The organism is Citrobacter sp. S55_ASV_140, from assembly GCF_018919505.1.
Taxonomy (GTDB): domain Bacteria; phylum Pseudomonadota; class Gammaproteobacteria; order Enterobacterales; family Enterobacteriaceae; genus Citrobacter; species Citrobacter werkmanii.
Genome location: NZ_JAHLQZ010000009.1, coordinates 24,693 through 44,300 on the forward strand (window position 1 = coordinate 24,693; position 19,608 = coordinate 44,300).

The 19,608-nt window shown below is 52.0% G+C and carries 16 protein-coding genes; 7 read left to right on the forward strand and 9 right to left on the reverse strand.

Features of this window, described 5'->3' with window-relative positions; all coding sequences use genetic code 11:
* Window positions 1-14 precede the first annotated feature (14 nt).
* From glgX to asd, 3 genes are all read right to left on the reverse strand, one after another.
* Window positions 15-1,991: a glycogen debranching protein GlgX gene (gene glgX / locus KQJ18_RS03115; protein WP_150345517.1), complete on the reverse strand. Its 1,977-nt coding sequence runs from the start codon at window positions 1,989-1,991 to the stop codon at window positions 15-17.
* Entirely contained in the window at window positions 1,988-4,174 is a 2,187-nt protein-coding gene (gene glgB, locus KQJ18_RS03120) for a 1,4-alpha-glucan branching enzyme (RefSeq protein ID WP_150345518.1), read from the reverse strand. Before glgB ends, glgX begins: the two co-directional genes overlap by 4 nt.
* Window positions 4,175-4,447: 273 nt before the next feature.
* Window positions 4,448-5,554, reverse strand: coding sequence for an aspartate-semialdehyde dehydrogenase (gene asd, locus KQJ18_RS03125; protein ID WP_069323790.1), 1,107 nt, complete (start codon window positions 5,552-5,554; stop codon window positions 4,448-4,450).
* Between the two features lie 191 nt (window positions 5,555-5,745).
* Here asd and yhgN point away from each other — a divergent pair, with 191 nt between their 5' ends.
* Window positions 5,746-6,339 carry an NAAT family transporter YhgN gene (yhgN, locus tag KQJ18_RS03130; protein ID WP_003023480.1) on the forward strand — a complete coding sequence of 198 codons (594 nt, stop codon included), beginning with the start codon at window positions 5,746-5,748 and terminating at the stop codon, window positions 6,337-6,339.
* A 257-nt stretch (window positions 6,340-6,596) separates the two neighbouring features.
* Here yhgN and gntU read toward each other — a convergent pair whose 3' ends face one another.
* From gntU to KQJ18_RS03155, 5 genes are all read right to left on the reverse strand, one after another.
* Window positions 6,597-7,937, reverse strand: a complete 1,341-nt coding sequence (gene gntU / locus KQJ18_RS03135; RefSeq protein ID WP_032940610.1) for a gluconate transporter — start codon at window positions 7,935-7,937, stop codon at window positions 6,597-6,599.
* A complete protein-coding gene (gntK, locus tag KQJ18_RS03140; RefSeq protein ID WP_038634945.1) occupies window positions 7,937-8,467 on the reverse strand; it encodes a gluconokinase in 531 nt (176 codons plus the stop codon). Before gntK ends, gntU begins: the two co-directional genes overlap by 1 nt.
* Before the next feature lie 141 nt (window positions 8,468-8,608).
* Complete coding sequence (gene gntR, locus KQJ18_RS03145; protein WP_038634949.1) at window positions 8,609-9,604, reverse strand: gluconate operon transcriptional repressor GntR; 996 nt, start codon at window positions 9,602-9,604, stop codon at window positions 8,609-8,611.
* A gap of 129 nt (window positions 9,605-9,733) precedes the next feature.
* Window positions 9,734-10,429 (reverse strand): quercetin 2,3-dioxygenase, encoded by a 696-nt coding sequence (gene yhhW / locus KQJ18_RS03150; protein ID WP_085049023.1) that lies wholly within the window; start codon window positions 10,427-10,429, stop codon window positions 9,734-9,736.
* Between the two features lie 123 nt (window positions 10,430-10,552).
* Window positions 10,553-11,590 (reverse strand): oxidoreductase, encoded by a 1,038-nt coding sequence (locus KQJ18_RS03155; protein ID WP_150345519.1) that lies wholly within the window; start codon window positions 11,588-11,590, stop codon window positions 10,553-10,555.
* Window positions 11,591-11,920: 330 nt separating this feature from the next.
* Between KQJ18_RS03155 and yhhY the strand changes: the two genes are divergently transcribed.
* The 6 genes from yhhY (at window position 11,921) to KQJ18_RS03185 (ending at window position 17,709) form a co-directional block, all read left to right on the forward strand.
* Entirely contained in the window at window positions 11,921-12,409 is a 489-nt protein-coding gene (gene yhhY, locus KQJ18_RS03160) for an N-acetyltransferase (RefSeq protein WP_069323786.1), read from the forward strand.
* Window positions 12,410-12,454: 45 nt separating this feature from the next.
* The gene (locus KQJ18_RS03165) at window positions 12,455-13,339 is read left to right on the forward strand and encodes a hypothetical protein (RefSeq protein WP_087856277.1); all 885 of its coding nucleotides are present in this window, start codon (window positions 12,455-12,457) and stop codon (window positions 13,337-13,339) included.
* 322 nt (window positions 13,340-13,661) lie between these two features.
* The gene (locus KQJ18_RS03170) at window positions 13,662-14,876 is read left to right on the forward strand and encodes a PfkB family carbohydrate kinase (RefSeq protein ID WP_069323785.1); all 1,215 of its coding nucleotides are present in this window, start codon (window positions 13,662-13,664) and stop codon (window positions 14,874-14,876) included.
* Window positions 14,877-14,891: 15 nt separating this feature from the next.
* Entirely contained in the window at window positions 14,892-15,653 is a 762-nt protein-coding gene (locus tag KQJ18_RS03175) for a glutamine amidotransferase (RefSeq protein ID WP_085049026.1), read from the forward strand.
* 53 nt (window positions 15,654-15,706) lie between these two features.
* Entirely contained in the window at window positions 15,707-16,678 is a 972-nt protein-coding gene (locus tag KQJ18_RS03180; protein WP_069323783.1) for a DMT family transporter, read from the forward strand.
* The gene (locus KQJ18_RS03185; RefSeq protein WP_216421405.1) at window positions 16,675-17,709 is read left to right on the forward strand and encodes a phosphotriesterase-related protein; all 1,035 of its coding nucleotides are present in this window, start codon (window positions 16,675-16,677) and stop codon (window positions 17,707-17,709) included. Before KQJ18_RS03180 ends, KQJ18_RS03185 begins: the two co-directional genes overlap by 4 nt.
* 44 nt (window positions 17,710-17,753) lie before the next feature.
* On the opposite strand, the gene ggt is transcribed toward KQJ18_RS03185, so the two are convergent.
* The gene (gene ggt / locus KQJ18_RS03190; RefSeq protein ID WP_190971850.1) at window positions 17,754-19,499 is read right to left on the reverse strand and encodes a gamma-glutamyltransferase; all 1,746 of its coding nucleotides are present in this window, start codon (window positions 19,497-19,499) and stop codon (window positions 17,754-17,756) included.
* Window positions 19,500-19,608: the final 109 nt, after the last annotated feature.

Here is a 19,608-nt window from a genome sequence, read left to right on the forward strand (position 1 = left end):
GACTAACTCCTTTTTTATCCTCTATGGAACACACACAATCCGTGCGCAGGTCCCTGCCAGACAGCCGTAAGCACCGGATTGTCCTCTCCGGCAAATGGGGGAATAGCTCGCCATTCCCCTTCAGGTAAAACGATATCTGTCACCTCAAGCGTGGCGTTTATTGCAATCAGGAAACGGTCAGAAAGCAGGATTTGCATCTGCCTCGGGCCGTTTTGCCACTCATCCGCACTTAAGGGTTGTGCGTACTTATTCAGCCAATGAACATTGCCATCGCCCTCTTCCCACCAGCAATCGCCCGTTAATGCGGGGATTTGCTGGCGAAGATGAATCAACGCGGCGGTAAAGGTGGTTAGTCCACCGTTTGCCTGCTGCCAGTCCAGCCAGGTTAAGGCGTTATCCTGACAGTAAGCGTTATTGTTGCCGTGCTGGCTATGGCCATGCTCGTCGCCGGCCAGCAGCATCGGCGTCCCTTGAGAGAGCAACAGCGTACTCAACAGCGCATGAATGCTGTCGCGCCGCCGTTCAATCAGGTCCAGCGAGCCGCCTAACCCTTCTTTACCATGATTATCACTGTAGTTATTGCTAGTGCCGTCGCGATTTTCCTCACCATTCGCTTCATTGTGCTTATTTGTGAAGCACACACAGTCACGTAGGGTAAAACCGTCGTGCGCGGTCACCAGATTGACCGTGGCGCTGGGTTTGCGGCCATTGCGTTTAAACACGTCGCTGGATGCGGCAAAACGCCCGGCGAATTCTCCTAAAGAGAGATTACGCTGGAGCCAGAAACGTCGCGCCGCATCGCGAAAATGGTCATTCCACTCGGCAAACGGCGGTGGAAAGTTCCCCACCTGATACCCGCCTTCACCGATATCCCACGGTTCCGCAATCAGTTTGATGCGTGAGAGCAGCGGACAGTTTTGGATTGCAGTGAACAACGGCGCATCCTGACGAAACGTAGGCGTACGTCCCATAACCGACGCTAAATCAAAACGAAAACCATCCACGTGGCAAGTTTCAACCCAGTAACGCAGGCATTCACACGCATACTCGACAACGCCGGGATGGCTCAGATTGAGGGTGTTCCCACAACCGGTCCAGTTGTAGTAATCGCCATCATCCCTGATCCAATAATAGCTACGGTTATCAATTCCGCGCAGCGAGAAGACGGGCCCTTCGAGATCCAGCTCGGCGCTGTGGTTCAAAACGATGTCGAGAATGACCTCAATCCCCGCTTTGTGCAGCGCTTTCACCGCATCACGGAACTCATCCAACGCGCTCTCCGGCGAGCAGGCGTAAGCCGGATGCAACGCGAACATAGCGACCGGGTTGTAGCCCCAGTAGTTCGACAAGCCCAGCCGCTGCAGACGCGGTTCGCTGGCGAAATGCGCCACCGGTAGCAGCTCAAGCGCAGTAATGCCCAGGCGTTTGAAATAGTCGATCATCACCGGATGACCCAGCGCTTTATAGGTTCCGCGAAGCTCTTCCGGCAGCTCAGGGTGCAGATACGTCAGTCCTTTGACATGCGCTTCGTAAATCACGGTATTGCCCCACGGCGTGCGCGGCGGGGCATCGTCTTCCCAGTCATAATGGTCGGACACCACCACACTCTTCAGCGCGATGGCGGCATTATCATGATGATCAGGTTCATTTAGCCCGCCGTGCAGCAGCGGGTTATCTTTTAACGCGCCATCCACCCGGCGCGCATAAGGATCGAGCAACAGTTTCGCCGGGTTAAACCGGTGGCCTTGCTCTGGTTGCCACGGACCATGTACGCGATAGCCATAGCGCAGGCCCGGACGGGCGTTGGCCAGATAACCGTGCCAAATATCGCCGCTACGCCCCGGCAGGTCATAGCGGAGTTCACAGCCTTGCTCATCGAAAACGCATAATTCAACGCGTTCGGCGTGGGCCGAGAAAAGCGTGAAATTGACGCCATGGCCGTCATACGTTGCACCATGCGGGGTGGCGTTGCCGGTTGCCAGATGCGTCATTCCCCCTCCCGAACCAGCCAGATCGTCGCCAACGGCGGCAACGTCAGGCTCAGTGAGTGCTGGCGGCCATGACTGGCGATTTCATCGCTATGCACCGCGCCGCCGTTACCGGTATTGCTACCGTGGTAATGCATCGAATCGGTATTGAGGATTTCACGCCATTTGCCCGGCTGATTGATACCGAAGCGATAGCCGTGGCGAGGTACTGGCGTAAAATTGCTGATAACGATAATTTCGTTGCCGGCCTTGTCACGACGAACAAAAATCAGCACCGAACGTTCTTTATCGTCAACCACCAGCCATTCAAAGCCATAGCCGTCAAAGTCGAGCTCGTGCAGTGCCTTGTGATGGCGATAAGTATGGTTCAGGTCACGCACCAGACGTTGCACCCCGTGGTGCCAGTTATCGCCGCCTTCCAGTAAGTGCCAGTCCAGACTGACGTCGTGATTCCATTCACGTCCCTGAGCAAACTCGTTGCCCATAAACAGCAGTTTCTTACCCGGGAAGGCCCACATCCAGCCGTAGTAAGCGCGCAGGTTGGCAAACTTCTGCCATGCGTCTCCCGGCATGCGGTCGAGAATGGATTTTTTACCGTGCACCACTTCATCGTGCGACAGCGGCAGAACAAAGTTTTCGGTGTAGTTGTACAGCATGCCGAAGGTCAGCTTGTCGTGATGATACTGACGATAAACCGGATCCAGTTTCATGTAGTCCAGCGTGTCGTGCATCCAGCCGAGGTTCCACTTATACCAGAACCCTAAACCGCCCATGTCCTGCGGTCTTGATACGCCGGCAAAGTCGGTTGACTCTTCCGCCATGCTTACGGCGCCGGGCACCTGCTCGCCAAGAATACGATTGGTATTGCGTAAAAATTCAATCGCTTCGAGGTTCTCACGACCACCAAATTCATTCGGGACCCATTCCCCTTCTTTGCGGCTGTAGTCGCGATAAATCATCGATGCCACGGCATCCACGCGCAGCGCGTCAATCCCAAAACGTTCAATCCAGTACAGGGCGTTACCCACCAGATAGTTGCTGACCTCACGGCGGCCGTAGTTGTAGATCAGCGTATTCCAGTCCTGGTGATACCCTTCACGCGGGTCACTGTGCTCATACAACCTGGTGCCATCAAACTCTGCCAGACCAAAATCATCTGACGGGAAATGGCCCGGAACCCAGTCCAGAATGACGTTCAGCCCCGCCTGATGCGCGGCATTCACAAAATAGCGGAAATCATCACGCGTCCCGAAACGACGGGTCGGCGCATACATACCGGTAGGCTGGTAGCCCCAACTGCCGTCGAACGGATGCTCGTTAATCGGCAATAGCTCGAGATGGGTAAAGCCCATCCACTTGGCGTAAGGAATCAGTTGATCCGCCAGTTCGCGGTAGCTCAGCCAGAAGTTGTTATCAGTATGACGACGCCATGAACCCAGGTGCACCTCGTAGATAGAGATCGGCGCATCAAACTGGTTGGCTTTTTTGCGCTCCTCGCTTTGCACCACTTTTTCGGGCAGGCCGCAGATAAGCGACGCGGTCTCCGGGCGCATCTGCGCTTCGAAGGCGTAAGGGTCAGCTTTAATGCGCAACTTACCGTTAGCATCGATCATCTCGTATTTATACAACTGACCATGCTGTGCGCCGGGGATAAACAGCTCCCAGATACCGCTCTCTTTGCGCAGACGCATCGGGTGGCGACGGCCATCCCAGTAGTTGAACTGCCCGACCACCGAAACACGTTGGGCGTTGGGCGCCCAGACTGAGAAACGCGTACCGGTTACGCCATCCATGGTATCCGCATGCGCGCCCAGCGTTTCGTAAGGCCGCAGGTGCGTACCTTCAGATAACAGCCAGGCATCCATATCCTGGATTAGCGGACCAAAACGATAAGGGTCATCAATAAGATTCTGCTGGCCATGCCAGACAACGGCTAACTGATAACGAAAGAAATTTTTACGGCGGGGAAGTACTGCACAGAAAAAACCGCGAGAGTCGAGGCAGTCCAGCTTGCCGACTTTACGTCCGGTTTTGGGTTCGATCACCCACACTTCTGTGGCGTCTGGAAGTAAGGCGCGGACTTCAAGTCCCGCGTCAGTTTGATGCATACCGAGTACGGAAAAAGGATCCGCAAAATGGCCTGCAATTAGCGCATTAATCACGTCTCTATCGATACGAACGGACATGGTTGTCATCCTGTTTTATGGTGTCACGCCTTCCAACTGATTTTCGACATCAGGTAGTGACACTTTTTTTGACCTGAACGGCGCAGCACAATTGTGCATCCTCTCTGCGTCGTCCCACCTTCAGGCAACAACTTAATACCTCCGGTACTAAGTCACCCTTAAAGAATAGCCAATGCTTTATCTTACTCCTGGTAAAAAATGAAACATCTGCGCTTACTCCTGTATTACGCAAAAAAAGGGGTGATTCCTCACCCCTTGATCGTTAACAAATTATTACGCCAACTGGCGCAGCATACGGCGCAATGGCTCCGCAGCACCCCACAGCAACTGATCGCCCACGGTAAAGGCTGACAGGAACTCCGGTCCCATATTCAGCTTACGCAGACGGCCTACTGGCGTGGTCAGCGTACCGGTAACGGCCGCCGGGGTTAACTCACGCATGGTGATCTCCCGATCGTTTGGCACCACTTTGGCCCACGGATTGTGCGCCGCCAGCAGTTCTTCCACGGTCGGAATAGACACATCTTTTTTCAGTTTAATGGTGAACGCCTGACTGTGGCAGCGCAGCGCGCCGACGCGCACGCACAGGCCATCAACCGGGATCACGGCAGAGGTGTTGAGAATTTTGTTGGTTTCCGCCTGTCCCTTCCACTCTTCACGGCTCTGACCGTTATCGAGCTGTTTGTCGATCCACGGAATCAGGCTCCCGGCCAGCGGTACGCCAAAGTTATCAACCGGCAGTTCGCCGCTGCGGGACAGGGTCGTCACCTTACGTTCGATGTCGAGAATAGCAGAGGAAGGGGTCGCCAGTTCATCGGCCACATGGCCATACAGATGGCCCATCTGGGACAGCAGTTCACGCATGTGGCGCGCGCCGCCGCCGGAAGCCGCCTGATAGGTCGCCACGGAAACCCAGTCGACCAGGTCATTGGCAAACAGGCCGCCGAGGGACATCAGCATCAGGCTAACGGTACAGTTACCGCCGACAAAAGTCTTAATACCTTTGTTCAGACCGTCGGTAATCACATCCTGGTTAACCGGATCGAGAATGATGATGGCATCGTCTTTCATGCGCAGCGAGGAGGCCGCGTCAATCCAGTAACCCTGCCAGCCGCTTTCACGAAGCTTTGGATAGATTTCGTTGGTATAATCGCCGCCCTGACAGGTCACGATGATATCGAGCGCCTTCAGCGCGTCCAGATCAAAAGCGTCCTGAAGCGTGCCGGTCGCGGTTCCACCGAACGTCGGTGCCGCCTGCCCGAGCTGGGAAGTAGAAAAGAAAACAGGGCGAATGGCGTCGAAGTCACGCTCCTCAACCATGCGTTGCATGAGAACAGAGCCGACCATACCGCGCCAGCCGATAAAACCAACATTTTTCATAGCGTTTTTTTCCTGCGAAGATGTGTGCTGTGTATGTATGCCAGTGTCCTGGTGGCATATCCTTCACCATACAAAATGCAGCCAAAGTCGCAAGTGAAATTAATCAATGATAGCGAAGCCATCAGTAATGCGACTTATCCCGCTGCGCAAGCAAGCAGAAAGTCCGCGGTAATTATCAGGGAATTTGAGTTATGAATGAAATCATTTCAGCGGCAGTTTTATTGATCCTGATTATGGATCCGCTCGGAAATCTGCCCATTTTCATGTCCGTATTGAAACATACCGAACCAAAACGCCGCCGCGCGATTATGATTCGCGAGCTGTTCATTGCGCTGTTGGTGATGCTGATATTCCTGTTTGCGGGCGAGAAAATTCTGGCATTTCTTAACCTGCGTGCAGAAACCGTCTCGATCTCCGGGGGCATCATTTTGTTCCTGATCGCCATTAAGATGATTTTCCCCAGCGCCACCGGGAACAGCACCGGCCTTCCGGCAGGCGAAGAGCCGTTTATCGTACCGCTGGCAATCCCTCTGGTGGCCGGGCCGACAATCCTGGCCTCGTTGATGCTGTTATCACATCAGTACCCAAATCAGATGGGACATCTGGTGATAGCGCTACTGATCGCCTGGGGCGGGACATTTGTGATTCTGCTGCAGTCGTCGCTGTTTTTACGTCTGTTGGGCGAGAAAGGAGTGAACGCGCTGGAACGTCTGATGGGATTGATTCTGGTGATGATGGCAACCCAGATGTTCCTCGATGGCGTACGGATGTGGATGAAGGGGTAATTTCTCTTTATTTGGATCAAATAGCATGTTACCCGGAGAACAGTTCCGTTCACGTTATGTTCATTGCTTCTCTGAGATCTCGTCACCAGTGAACGTGTTAAGGGGGCTACGCAGCCCCCTTAACAATCCCGGCTCTCCGGCAGGAAAATCACCGCGTCGCGGTTCCCTCGCCTTATTCCTCCAGGCTACCCGGCCTACGATGTGGTTCTGTGCCCGTTTCCAGGCCCGGTAAGCGCAGCGCCACCGGGCAACAAGACTCAGCTCAGCAGCTGGAAAGCAATCATACCGACAATCGCGCCGACCGTACCGAGGATGGTTTCCATCATCGTCCAGGTCTTCAGCGTTTGCGCTTCGGTCGCGCCGGTGAATTTCCCGAACAGCCAGAAACCGGCGTCGTTAACGTGGCTGACGACGATTGAGCCGCCTGCGATACAGATAGACAGCGCCGCCATCTGCGCGCCGGAGTAGTTCAGTTGCTCAATCACCGGCATGACCAGACCGACCGCCGTTAAGCAGGCCACGGTCGCGGACCCCTGAATGATACGTACTGCCGCCGCCAGCACGAAGCAGGTAATGGCAATGGGCAGCCCCATACCGGTTAACGCTTCACCCAGGGCCGGGCCAACGCCGGAATCAACCAGCACCTGCTTGAACACGCCGCCCGCACCAATCACCAGCAGAATAATCCCCGCCGGTTGCAGCGCGTGACCACAAATCTCCATCACCCGATCTTTTGCCATGCCCTGGCGCACTGCCAGGCCGTAAATCGCCACCAGACAGGCAACCAGAATCGCGGTAAACGGGTGACCGATAAACTCGAACCATTCGTAGGTTGAAGAACCGACCGGCACAAAGCGCGCGGCGATGGTTTTCAGGCCAACCAGTACTAACGGCAGCAGGATCAGCGCCAGACTGAAGCCAAAGGAGGGCATTTTGCCTTCGCCAAGATGCGGCTCGGTAATGTCTTCTGGCACATGCAGTTCAACGTAACGGCTGATGAAATTGCCCCACAACGGCCCGGCAATAATCATGCCCGGAATGGCTGCGCACAGGCCAATCAGGATCATCCAGCCAAAGTCAGCGTGCATTTGGGATGCGAGCAGCATCGGCGCAGGTCCCGGCAGCAGGAACGCCGCAGCGGCCGCCACCCCCGCAAACAGCGGAATAACCAGCTTCACCAGGTTCGTTCCGGTGTGACGCGCCATTGAGAACGCCACGCTTATCAGCAGCACAATCGCCACTTCAAAGAACAGCGGTAGCGCGCAAATCAGGCCGGCCAGACCAATCGCATAATGCGCGCGGCTGTGACCGAAAGATTTCAGCATCTTGACGGCAATCTGATCGACCGCGCCGGTCTCGTGCAAAATCTTGCCAAACATCGCCCCCAGCGCCACCACAATCGCCAGAAAGCCGAGCGTGCCTCCCATCCCTTTTTCCATGGTCGCCGCGATTTTATCAAGCGGCATACCGGAAAAGAGACCTGCACCAATAGACACCACCATCAAAGCAACAAAGGCATGCATACGCGCCTTCATCACCAAAAACAGCAGTAATAAAACAGACCCTACTGCTGTTAAAACAAGCGTTAATGTAGTCACTACTTACTGCCCTGGTTAATCACTTCAATGGTGCTAGCTACCACACCGTCCAGCGGCTGATCGATATCAACCACCAGAACATCTTTTTCATTCGCATCCGGTTCTTCCAGCGCTTCGAACTGGGTTACCAGCATTTGCGTTTTGAAGAAGTGCCCTTTACGCGCCTTCAGGCGGCTTTCGATTACGTCAAAATCGCCCTTCAGGTAAATGAATGAGAGGTTCGGGTTACCGTCGCGCAGCTGATCGCGATAGACTTTTTTTAGCGCGGAACAGACGATCAGCGACACCTTATTGGTACGCTGCATCGCAAAGGCGGCGTCATTCAGCGCCTGTAACCACGGTTTACGGTCGTCATCGTTGAGTGGCTCACCGGAAGCCATTTTCATGATGTTGCTGCGCGGATGGAGAAAATCGCCATCAAGAAACGCGGCCTGCAGTTGATGCGCCACTTCACTTGCGACAGCAGATTTACCGCTGCCTGATACGCCCATCAGAACGTAAACGTGGTGATCATGATTAGTCGTGCTCAAAGCGTTGCCCCCACTGGTACAAGAATCAGGAAATTGTTACGGGTAACTGTTATCGGTAACATTGTCCAGCCGGATAAATAGAGAAGCAATATCCATTCGTGCCCGAAGTGTATAAGTGTGAGCTACTTCAAAGTTGTTGGCTTAAATAGATCCACCCGGTGACAAGGTGAAACCTAAATCTAACATTTTAGGTGTGACTGCTTCACCTCGGATGCGCGCCAGCAGGCGTTCTGCGCCAATGCTGCCCATTCGTTCACGCGGCGTGAGCACACTCGCCAGACGCGGCTCCATTACCTGACCGATATCATGGCCGTGGAAACCGGCAATCGCCATATCGTCAGGGATTCTCAGCCCTAAACGCTGACATTCAAATGCCGCCCCTACCGCCAGGTCATCGTTGGTACAGAACACACCATCCAGTTGCGGATATTCACGCCGCGCCTGACGGATAAGTTCAATACCGGATGAGTAAGATGAAGACTGCTCCACCATCACGCTGTACGGCACCAGATTGGCATCGCGCATAGCCTGTTCGTAGCCCCTCTGTTTGATGATAGTACGTTCATCAAGACGCGCGCCAAGATAAGCAACATGACGGTGCCCGCGGGCGATGATAGCGGCGGTCATCTGACGTGCGGCCTCGAAGTTATCAAAACCGACGGCGATATCCAGACACGGGGACTGACTGTCCATCAACTCGACGACCGGGATACCCGCGACTTCGATCATTTTCAGCGTACGGGGTGTATGGCTACGTTCAGTGAGGATCAGACCATCGATATTCCACGACAGCATCGACTCCAGACGCTCTTGCTCCATTTCGGGCTTATAGCCGTAGTGCGCCAGCATGGTTTGATAACCATGCGCGTCGGTGACGGCCTCAATGCCGCGTAACACTTCCGCAAAAACCTGGTTGGTGAGAGACGGTAACAGCACGCCGATAGCGCGACTGGTGGCGTTAGACAGGATATCAGGTGCGCGATTGGGAATATAACCCAGCTCATCAAGTGCAGCGGCAATTTTGCCCCGCAGCGCCACGGAGACCTGCTCCGGGTTACGCAAAAAGCGACTGACCGTCATTTTGGTGACGCCCACGCGGTCGGCTACATCCTGAAGTACGGGTCTTTTCTTTTTCATCGTCCTGAAGCGTTAAAAAGGGATAGATTTCCCCAGTTTACCACGGACGCACGGAATTAATGACAAACGATGAAAAGCCGGATGGCAACGCTTTCGCGTCTTATCCGGCCTACATCAGGTTACAGCACGTTATACCGGTGGCAGGTCAAACAGTAACACTTCGCTGTCGCTATCGGCATGAATCGAAATTGCCTGCTCATCCCAGATTGCCAGACCATCGCTGGTGGTGGCTTTGGTTCCGTTAATGGTGACATTGCCTTTTACCACCTGGATCCAGACGCGGCGCTCGGCGGCAATCTGATGCACCGACTGCTCATCTTTGAGCAGCGCCCAGCGGTACAACTCCATATCCTGGTACACTTTCAGCGAACCATCGCGGGCATCCGGCGACAGCACCAGCTGTTTGCCCTGCACCGCATCGAAACGGCGCTGTTCATAGCGTGGCGTAATCCCGTTTTCCTGCGGCATGATCCAGATTTGATACAGGTGTAGTTTCTCAGTATTGCTCGGGTTGTACTCCGAGTGTCGGATCCCCGTCCCGGCGCTCATAATCTGGAATTCACCGGCCGGAACCTGCTCTTTGTTGCCCATGCTGTCCTGATGCTCCACCACGCCTTCCAGTACGTAGGTCAGGATTTCCATGTCTTTATGGGGGTGAGTGCCAAAGCCCTGACCTGCGTCGATCACGTCATCGTTAATCACGCGCAGTGCCGAAAACCCCATAAAGTTCGGGTCATAGTAGTTAGCAAAAGAAAAGGTATGCCAGGAATCGAGCCAGCCATGATTCGCATGACCACGGTCGTTCGCTTTGCGTAAATAGATCATTATGTTCACCCCCAGATGTTTTCGATGGAGTAAGTGTGGACCCAATCCGTCTGGGATCATAGAGGGTGAAAATTGACTCCTCTGTTCAAAAAATATGAACAACCTCAGAGGAGTCGGTAAGAGCTATTTGGCGAGGGTTATCGTCGCGGGAGACGCCTGTTCGAAGGCCCGTTCGAGGATTTCCAGGTTGGTAAGAACTTCAGATTCCTTGACGTAATTAGGCGTACCGACGGTCAGCGTGTGGTACAGCGCATCATAGACGCGACCGTAGTCCCCCACTTCCGGTTTCACCTCTTCTTTCACCGTAACGCCATCATCATTGACATACTCCAGCACACCAACAGAATCGTCAGCGGCGAAACCGGGTTCGCCGGGCATAATATTGGCCTTCAGGCTGGTTTCCTGCTGGTCGATACCGTACTTCACAAACGAGCCTTTGGTGCCGTGAACAATAAACTTCGGATAGTCGATTTTCACCAGATGGCTGGTTTTCACAATGGCTTTCAGGTCACCGTAGAACAACTGCGCTTCAAAGGTATCATCCGGGTTCGCCTTGTTGCGCAGACTGCGAATGTCATAGGCTACATGGTCGGGACGCCCGAACAGCGAGATAATCTGATCCATGGTGTGTACGCCCAAACCATAGAATGCGCCGTCCTGCGGCAGGCCCGGTTTGGTTTCCGCCACGGGTCGGTAGTAGTCAAAATGGCTTTCAACTTCCACTATTTCACCCAGTTTGCCGCTCTCAATCGCTTTTTTAGCCGTGAGAAAACAGGAATCAAAACGACGATTCTGATACGGAGTGACGGTCAGTCCTTTGCTTCGCGCCAGTTCGAACAACACTTTTGCTTCCGCCAGCGTCGGCGTGAACGGTTTCTCAACCAGCACGCTTTTACCCGCCTCCAGCGCGCGTTTGGCATATTCAAAATGGCTATCAGCATGCGTACAGACGATCACCAGTTTTACCTGTGGATCGCCCAGCACCTCATCCAGATCGCTGGTGAAGTGAATGTGGGAATAGATCGGCGCCTGCTCTTCCGGTTTAGCGTGACGACGGAAAATATGCGCGACATGCCAGGTATCTTTACGATTCAGAACGTAAGGGAGATGGTAACGGGTGGTGCTTTTACCGAATCCAATAAATGCGCAGTGTAAGGTCATGAGACGATCCTTTTGAAGGTGATTGTTTACACCATAGCGCAAAGCGTGAGGAGACTGAATGTTGGATTCTTTGCCGGGGACAAAATGGCAAGTAAGCCAGGCTGAAACAAAACCCAAAAAAAAAGCCAGCAAAAGCTGGCTAAAATAATACTGGAAGCAATGTGAGCAATGTCGTGCTTTCAGGTTCTCCGTAGGGGTTCCCCTGAACGCAGAGCAATAATAATCATTCTCATTCGCACTTGTCTACTTCTTTTTGCAAAAAAATGCAGTTGACGGAATTTTCTTTCTCAGCGAGTGTAAATGCTCAATTAACCCTGCAGGAGATAAGGAATGAGTGAGATAGTGATACGCCACGCTGAACCGAAAGATTACGACGCCATTCGTCAGATTCACGCCCAGCCGGAGGTGTACCACAACACGCTACAGGTTCCTCATCCTTCCATGGAGATGTGGCAAACGCGACTCGCCGATCAACCGGGGATCAAACAGTTGGTGGCCTGCATCGATGATATCGTCGTGGGACATCTTTCCATTGCAGTTGCCCAGCGCCCGCGCCGCAGCCACGTCGCTGATTTCGGTATTTGCGTTGACGCTCGTTGGCAAAACCGCGGCGTCGCCAGCGCGCTGATCCGCACCATGATCGACATGTGCGACAACTGGCTGCGCGTTGACCGCATTGAGCTAACGGTATTTGTTGATAATGAGCCCGCCGTGGCGGTCTATAAGAAGTACGGCTTTGAAATCGAAGGCACCGGTAAGAGATACGGCCTGCGCAACGGTGAGTATGTTGATGCCTACTTTATGGCGCGTGTGAAATAAATCTCAGGGCGAATTTTTCGCCTTGCTTATTGAAAGGACGCAATAGTGAAAAAGTACCTTCTCCTGGTTTTGCTGGCCTCGCTCTCCCCTGCTTTTGCCACTACCGTACAAAATCTCGATTCCGTACCCAGTGCAATCCAACATCCTGAAGGTAAACAAATTTTCGCTGAGCAAATGGCGGGAGCAACACCAGCGAAAGGATTTGGCGAGCTTCCACAGGGATTATCTGAGAACCAGTGGATTGCCTGGGTTGCGCCGAATGAAGATCCTGGCAACCTGATCCTCACGGGTGCCAAAGCCTGGGGCAAAGACGGCAAATATATTGGCGTCGCCTGTTTCGCTGACAATCAGGCCGATGCCGGGCAGGCAAAGAAATACGCAGATAACAACTGCCCGGAAAACTACAGCAACGGACGCGCTAATAAATTATATCTCGGCGTTTTTTCCTGGCAGAACCAACGGCTAACACCGATTGCTCGTTCGGAAAAACCGTTAAACCAACTCTCGGGGTGGAATAAAGCCGCCGAAAAAGAGAGCGATGATGAGTCCGCCAGACCGCTGGCTTATTATACAAAACTGGATCTGGCACCGTACCGGATAGCACCCGATACACTGGCATTCGGGGTGCGGGGTGGATACTCTGATGCGTATTCCGGCGGTGGCGCATTTTATGAAGTACTGGAACTCTATGCGATCAAAGACAACAGGATAATCAACATATTTTCTGACCTTGTTTATCAATATACGGACATCGCTGGAGACTGGAATAAAGATGGCACAAGGCAGCATGACATCGACGAAAGTAAGTACATTCTCAAAATGCGCTCGGCAAAGACGCACGGATTTTATGATTTAGAACGCGTTAACCTGCAGGATAAAAGCAGCCAAATATTCCACTGGTCTGAATCACTTCAGGGATATGTGCCATAACCACTCCACCTGGCCTACATCATTCAGAATACTGTAGGCCGTTATTCTTAATTTCCCGCCGTTAAATCCAGAAACGGAAGCGCCACCCTGTCCTGAAATAAAGTTATTGATTGCTGCCCATCTTCTCACCGCCGTCATGCTCAGGCCCAACAACCCTCTGAATTATATGGCTATTCACTTTTTATCTTCATCTCTATTTTTCGTAACCTTAATAAAATTAATATTACATTTTTGTTTTTTTTTGGTTTCTGCCGTCACTTTATGGTGACAATCACAACAATATACTTCCCCTGGGACTAACTTAACCACGGTGAGGTAAAAAATGAAATTTGAACGCCATCATAGAATATTGAAAGAACTCAGTATTTCGGGAGCTGTAAAAGTTTCAAATCTGGCGAAATGTCTCAAGGTAACAAAGGAAACTATTCGTTCAGATCTCAATGAACTTGCCGGACAGGGATATCTTACTCGCTGTCATGGTGGTGCATTTATTACCCTTGATTCTCTTGATAACGTCGCAAAAAATGAAATTGCTTATGTGCTGGAAAAATATGAATCAGCACAGAAAATAAAAAAAGGTCTCTCTGCCATGAAAAATAATGTATGTGTTATTGGCTCGTTCAATGTTGATATTATCAGTTATCTACCGAGATTACCCTCAACGGGAGAATCATTGCTTGCCGATAAATTTATTTTTTCACCCGGCGGTAAGGGATGTAATCAGGCATTAGCCGCGAGCTATGCCGATTCTGATGTGCATTTTATTACTAAAGTAGGTTCAGACCATTTTAGTGATTACGCCATTAATTTTATAAACTCATCAAAAATCCATAAAAGTGTTATCTACCAGACCAAAGAAACACAAACAGGTACAGCAACCATCATGGTGAATGGAGATACCGGAGATAATGTCATCGCTATCTACCCTGGCGCCAACATGACAATTTCCCCTGATGAAATCACCATTCAGAAAGAAGCCATTGTTCATTCAGATATTGTTCTTGTACAACTGGAGACGAATTACGAAGCACTGCAGCAAACAATTCGTCTCGCACAAAAAAATGACATACCAGTCATTATCAATCCAGCGCCATACAATGACATGGTTAACACCATCATTGATAACATTGACTATATTACGCCGAATGAAACGGAAGCGGGCCTGCTGGCCAATATGGCGGTTAATGATATCGAATCAGCCAAATGCGCAGCCAAAATTATTCATCAGAAAGGCGTCAAAAATACCATTATTACGTTAGGTAGCAAAGGTTCTCTCGCTTATGACGGAACACAATTCATCTATTCCCCGGCATTTCCGGCAGTAGTAAAAAACACCGCTGGCGCTGGCGACGCTTTCAATGGTGCTCTCGCCTCTGGCCTGGCTAAAGGAAAATCACTGGCATCCGCATTGTGCTACGCCAGCGCATTTGCCTCGCTTGCGGTTGAAACGCCGAATGCGTCTGATATGCCGGAAAACGAATCCGTTCTTCATCGCATTCAGGGTTCACATTACAAACAAACTATCTCTACTCACTAAATCAAGGGGCAGACTATGAACAATACGCAGAAAAAACTAAATGTGCTCTTTATTGGAGAATCCTGGCATATTCACATGATTCATTCAAAAGGTTATGACAGCTTCACTTCCAGTAAATATGAAGAAGGCGCTACATGGTTACTGGAATGCTTGAGGAAAGGCGGCGTTGAAATTGATTACATGCCTGCCCACACGGTACAAATTGCATTTCCAGAGAACATTGATGAGTTAAACCGTTACGATGTTATTGTTATTAGCGACATTGGTAGCAATACCTTCCTGTTGCAAAATGAGACATTTTATCAGCTAAAAATAAAGCCAAATGCCCTGGAATCAATTAAAGAGTACGTCAAAAATGGCGGTGGACTACTCATGATTGGCGGCTATCTGTCATTTATGGGTATTGAGGCAAAAGCCAATTATAAGAACACCGTTCTTGCTGAGGTTCTGCCAGTTATTATGCTTGATGGCGATGACCGGGTAGAAAAGCCAGAGGGTATCTATGCTGAGGCTGCCTCACCTGAACATCCTGTTGTTAACGGATTCTCAGATTATCCGGTATTTCTGGGATATAACCAGGTCGTCGCCAGAGACGATGCCGATGTTGTCTTAACAATAAATAATGACCCATTGTTAGTGTTCGGTGAATACCAACAGGGTAAAACCGCCTGCTTTATGAGTGACTGCTCCCCACACTGGGGAACCCAGCAGTTTATGTCATGGCCATTTTATACCGACCTGTGGGTCAACACGCTTCAATTCATCGCCAGAAAATAAAAAACAATGGAGTAACGAAAGTTACTCCTTTTATAAAATATAAGGATTGATGTATGAACAAGAATAAGTACTCAACCCCCTTACTGATGCTTGCCACCATCTTAGCCGGTATGCTTTCCCCGATGCAGTCTGCCGTTAATGGACAGTTAGGACACTGGTTACAAGACGGTAATGCTTGTGCAGTAATCTCGTTTGCCAGCGGTCTGGTCGTCATGTTTTTTATTATTATTGCGCGCAAAGAAACACGCCAGCAATTCGCCTCAATACCCACTCTGATTAAAAAGAGAAAAATCCCGCTATGGAATTGGTTTGCAGGATTATGCGGGGCGATGGTCGTATTTTCTGAAGGCGCATCCGCCAGCGCGCTGGGCGTTGCCACCTTTCAAACGGCATTAATTTCCGCCCTGCTCCTTTCCGGCCTGCTGTGCGACCGTTTTGGCGTCGGTGTGGATGAGAAGAAATATTTTACGCCATGGCGCATTACTGGCGCATTGTTCGCAGTTATCGCCACAGTTTTTGTCGTGTCGCCACAGTGGCACTCCACCTCGTTTATCCTGCTCGCTATCCTTCCCTTTTTGGCAGGGTTACTCGCTGGCTGGCAGCCTGCGGGGAATGCTAAGGTCGCCGAGGCAACAGGCTCCATGCTGGTGTCCATTACATGGAACTTCATTGTCGGCTTTTGTGTCCTGGGCGCGGCGCTGGCGATCCGTATCGCATTAGGCCATGTCACCGTCCAGTTACCCGATACATGGTGGATGTATCTCGGTGGTCCTCTGGGTCTGCTGTCCATCGGGCTGATGGCGATTCTGGTGAGAGGCTTAGGGCTATTGATGCTGGGCGTAGCGTCAACAGCGGGCCAACTGCTTGGCTCTGTGCTAATTGATGAATTGATCCCTTCATTAGGCAATACGGTCTACCTGGTCACCATCATCGGTACGCTGTTCGCGTTAGTCGGTGCGATTGTTACCACCATACCTGAATACAGAGCATCCAAAATGGCGCAAAAAATGGAGGTGTCAGGATGAAAGGTTTCCTGCAAACCGTAACTGGCCCGGTGGCGAATACTGATATGAGTCTGACGCTACCGCATGAACATCTGTTTAACGATCTGTCATCGGTCGTTGACGAGCCACATTATGCTTTTTCACAGCAACTGGTGGGAAAGAAAGTCAGTGCTGACCTGCAGTGGGGGCTGAAACACGACCCCTACTGCTGCGCCGATAACATGGACCGAAAAGAGATTGATGATGTTATTTTTGAAATCAATAACTTTATGTCCCTGGGCGGCAGGACGATTGTCGACGCCACGGGATCAGAATCCATTGGGCGGGACGCCTCAGCGCTACGAGAAGTTGCCTTAAAAACGGGTTTGAATATCGTTGCGTCATCGGGGCCTTATCTGGAGAAATTTGAAAGCACCCGGATCCATAAACCTGTCGAGCTGTTAGCCTCACTCATTGATAAAGAACTGAATCAGGGTATTGGCGAGACGGATATTCGTGCTGGCATGATCGGTGAAATCGGCGTATCACCTGCTTTTACCCAAGCGGAGCGTAACAGCCTGCGAGCAGCGTCTCTGGCACAATGTAACAACCCCCACACGGCGATGAATATCCATATGCCGGGGTGGCTGCGACTGGGGGATGAGGTGCTGGATATTGTGCTGGAAGAAATGAACGTCTCTCCGGCAAAAGTCTCGCTGGCGCATTCGGACCCTTCAGGAAAAGATGTCGTCTATCAACGTAAAATGCTCGACCGCGGCGTATGGCTTGAATTTGACATGATTGGTCTGGACATTACCTTCCCAAAAGAAGGTGTCGCGCCGGGCGTTCAGGAGACAGCTGATGCGGTAGCACACCTGATTGAGTTAGGTTACGCCGACCAAATCGTTTTAAGCCATGATGTTTTTCTCAAACAGATGTGGGCAAAAAATGGGGGGAATGGTTGGGGATTTGTCCCGAATGTTTTCCTCGCCTATCTGGCTGCACGTGGAGTAGACAACAATACTCTTCGTAAGCTCTGTGTTGATAATCCAGCTCGATTACTCACGGCATAATCTGCAAATAGCCCGGTGCCTGACACCGGGCCTGGTAGTAAAAATCAGTATCCCGCCGTTAAATCATCCACGGAACGCGGGTCGGACGCGCCATACAGGGCGCCATCCGGCCCAACCATAATACTTTGCGTGCTGCCCATCGCCTCTTTCAGCGCCACTTTCTGTCCTTTTTGCTCCAGCAACTTGAGCGTGTCCGGGCTGAAGCCCTTCTCGACGCGAAGCTCATCCGGCAACCACTGATGATGGAAGCGCGGCGCGTTGGTCGCTTCGGCGACGTTCATTCCGAAATCAATGCTGTTCACTACCATTTGCAGCACAGTAGTGATGATTCGACTCCCGCCAGGGCTGCCGGTCACCAGCCAGGTTTTCCCGTCTTTTACCACGATAGTCGGCGACATCGACGACAGCGGACGCTTCTTCGGCCCGACCGCGTTGGCATCGCCGCCCACCAGTCCGTATACGTTCGGCACGCCCGGCTTGGCAGAGAAATCGTCCATTTCATTATTGAGCAGAATACCGGTATTACCCGCCACAATCCCGGTGCCGAAGGTTGTATTCAAGGTATAGGTCACCGCCACGGCATTGCCGTCTTTATCCACCACCGAGAAGTGGGTGGTCTGGTTGCTTTCATACGGGGCGAGCTTGCCCGGTTTTATCTGGCTGGAAGGTTTGGCCTTGTTGATATCAATTTGATCGGCCAGCGTTTTCGCATAGGCTTTGTTGGTCAGCGCCTGCCACGGCACTTTCACAAAGTCCGGGTCACCCAGATACTCTGAACGGTCGGCATAGGCGTATTTTTCCGCTTCCGCCATGATTTGCATGGCATCGGCGCTGCCAAAGCCGTACTTCTTCATGTCGAAGTTTTCAAGAATATTGAGAATTTGCACGATGTGAATACCGCCCGAGGATGGCGGCGGCATGGAGAAGACCTGATATCCGCGATAGTCACCACTGATTGGCGTACGCTCAACGGCTTTATAGCTGGCTAAATCCTCTTTGGTCATCAGACCGCCGTTCTTCTGCATTTCGCCGGCAATCTGGTCGGCAATCGCCCCTTTATAAAACGCATCCGGGCCGTTTTCGGCAATCATTTCCAGGCTTTTCGCCAGATCCTTCTGGACCAGCTTATCGCCCTTCTTCAGCGGCTCGCCGTCTTTCCAGAAAATGGCTTTGCTGTTCTCATGATTAGGGATCACTTCGCTGCCGTAAGTTTTTAAGTCGTCGGCCAGCGCATCGTTAACCACAAAACCCTCTTCCGCCAGCTTCATCGCCGGACGCACTACTTTATTCAGCGGCATCGTGCCGTATTTCTCCAGCGCCAGCGAGAAACCCGCCACGGTACCCGGCGTACCGGATGCCAGATGCGACGTCAGCGACTTTTTCGCATCGGCGTTACCCTGATCGTCGAGGAACATATCACGGGTCGCGGCAGCAGGCGCCATTTCACGAAAATCAATCGCCGTAGTGTTACCGTCTTTGGTGCGCAGCAGCATAAAACCACCGCCGCCCAGGTTCCCCGCCTGAGGATGCGTCACCGCCAGCGCGTAACCAACGGCGACGGCGGCATCAACGGCATTGCCCCCCTGTTTGAGGATATCCACCCCGACCTGGGTGGCTAACGCATCCACCGAGGCCACCATTCCCTGCTGCGCACGCACGGGATGGAACACATCTTCCTCGACACCGTAGGATACCGGCGGTGGCGCTGCCGGCGCGGCAGCAACGCTAAAACAACTTCCTGAGAGCAGAGCAGCAATGGCTACCCGGCGTAAAAACGTCGGTTTTATCATCGTTATTCTCCAGATGTATGGGGTCGGCCCCCACTAAGCCTGGTGCATAACTCTGAAATAATCATCGTAACGGCGAGAAAGGAGTAAACTTAAGCGATCCCCGAGAGGA